Source organism: Actinomycetota bacterium (assembly GCA_036280995.1).
In the GTDB taxonomy this organism is placed as follows: Bacteria; Actinomycetota; CALGFH01; order CALGFH01; family CALGFH01; genus CALGFH01.
Window position 1 is genome coordinate 1 of sequence record DASUPQ010000232.1, and the last position, 2,391, is coordinate 2,391.

The window sequence follows — 2,391 nt, forward strand, 5'->3', positions numbered from 1 at the left end:
CGAGCTGCGCCCATGACGGAGCCCATGACGGAACCAATGACGAGTTCGAGCACGATCAACGGGGCGGGCACCCGGCCGGCGCCCGCTCGCGCGCCGGGCGACGAGGCGGCCCGATGACCCATCAACTGGTCTACGCGGCGCGCACCGATCGCGGCCTGGTCCGGGCCAGCAATCAGGACGCGGTGTACGCCGGCGATCGGCTGCTGGTCGTGGCGGACGGCATGGGCGGTCACGCCGCCGGCGACATGGCCTCCCGCCTGGTGGTGAACGCCTTCGTCCCGCTCGACGACCGCGACCCGGGCGGTGACCTGCTGCGGGCGTTGGCCCGGGCCACCCGGGAGGGCAACCGCTCGATCTCCCAGGTGGTGCACGAGAACCCGGAGCTGGACGGGATGGGCACCACGGTGACCGCGCTGCTGTTCGACGGCGGCCGGTTGGGCATGGCCCACGTCGGCGACTCGCGCGCCTACCTGTACCGCAGCGGCGTGCTGCACCAACTGACCCATGACGACACATTCGTGCAGTCGCTGATCGACGACGGGCGGATCACCCAGGAGGAAGCCAGCCACCACCCGCAGCGGTCGCTGCTGCTGCGCGCGCTCAACGGCACCGAGGTCGATCCGGCGCTGACCATCCGCGAGGTCAACGTCGGCGACCGGTACCTGATCTGCTCCGACGGCCTGTCCGGGGTGGTGTCCGCGGAGGTCATCGCCGAGACCCTGGCCAACCCCGATCCGGCCGCGGCGGCGGACGACCTGGTCCAGCTCGCCCTGGTGGGCGGCGGGCCGGACAACGTCACCGTCATCGTCGCCGACGTGATGGACATCGGCAGCGGGGACGGGCTGGCGCCGGTGGCGGCGGAGCCGACCGATCCGGAGGCGACCGGGCCGATCGGTCAGCTCGCATCGATCCGGATGACGGCCGAAATGCCGCGCATCCCGCTGCCCGGGATTCCGGAGGACGCGCCGGCGCCCCCCGACTACATGCCGCCGGACGAGGACATCACCGCGCCTATCGCCACGGCCGGGGCGGGTCCGGACGGTCCGCCCGCCCGGCGTCGTCGCCGCCGAACCACGATCATCCTGGTCAGCGTGGTGGTCGTGCTGGGCGTCGTCGGGCTCATCGGCTCGATCCTGTGGGTGCGCAGCCAGTACTTCGTCGGCGAGGACGCCGGTCAGGTCGTCGTCTACCGCGGGGTGGACGGGTCCGTGCTCGGCTTGCGGCTATCCAGCGTGCAGGAGGGTTCCTGCGAGCCGGGACTGAACGGCTGCACGCCGCTGATGGTCGAGGATCTGGTCCCCGCAGCCCGGGACCAGGTGCTGGCCGGCATCCGCGCCGGCGACCTGGACGACGCGCGGGCCGTCATCGTCCGGCTGGCCGGCCAGATGCTCCCGCCCTGCCCGACCGAGTCGACCGTTCCCACCACGGGCACGATCACGACCGCTCCCACCAGCGCGAGCCCGACGGCCCGGCGCACGGTGTCCGGCGCACCCGGCTCGGGCATCCCCGGCTCCGCCACCGCGACGGTCCCGGTGCCCACCTCGGGAACAGCGGCCACCGGGTCCGGCTCGGTGGGGGGGACCCCGGTACCCACCGCGTCCCCGTCCCCGGCGACGCCGACCTCGACGGGGACCCCGCTGTCCACGCGCGCGCCCGAGCCCGGCGTGACGTGCCGGGTGGTCAAGTGATCCGGCGGCGGGGGAAGGCGGCAGCCGGCGGCCGGTTCACCCGGACGGGCCGGATGGCGGAGTTCTGGATGCTGGTCTTCGCCGCGGTGGTGGTCACCTCGGCGCTGGTGATCGTCGAACTCAACCAGAGCCGCACGCTGACCTGGAGCCTGGCCTACTACGGAGGCGGCTATCTCCTCGCGTTGGCGATCGCGCACCTGCTGGTCCGCCGGTACGCGCCCTACGCCGACCCCTTGCTGCTGCCGGTCGTGGCGCTGCTCAACGGGATCGGCCTGGTGATGATCTACCGGCTCGATCTGGCCCGGCAGATCAGCGCGATCAACCGGGGTGAGGAGGTGCCAACCCCACAGACCTCGCTGCAGCTGGTGTGGACCGGCGTCGCCCTGGTGTTCTTCCTGGTCGTGCTCCTGGTGGTGCGCGACCACACCGTGCTGCAGTCCTATGCGTACACCCTGGCGCTGGTCGGCGTGGTGTTCCTGGCCATCCCGGCCGTCCTTCCTTCCAGCCTGTCCGAGGTGAACGGGGCGCAGATCTGGATCCGGGTGCCGGGATTGTTCTCCATCCAACCCGCGGAGTTCGCCAAGATCGCGCTGATCATCTTCGCGGCGGCGTTCCTGGTCTCCAAACGGACCGTGCTGTCCACGGCCGGCAAGAAGATCTTCGGCCTGGTCCTGCCCCGCGCCCGTGACCTCGGGCCGCTGGT

At 72.0% G+C, this 2,391-nt stretch carries 2 protein-coding genes; both read left to right on the forward strand.

The annotated features are described in order from the left end of the window. Positions 1-113 precede the first annotated feature (113 nt). Positions 114-1,688, forward strand: a complete 1,575-nt coding sequence (locus VF468_07450) for a PP2C family serine/threonine-protein phosphatase (GenBank protein ID HEX5878140.1) — start codon at positions 114-116, stop codon at positions 1,686-1,688. Between the two features lie 53 nt (positions 1,689-1,741). Continuing rightward, positions 1,742-2,391 (forward strand): FtsW/RodA/SpoVE family cell cycle protein (locus VF468_07455; protein HEX5878141.1); only part of this gene is annotated, 650 nt, incomplete at its 3' end.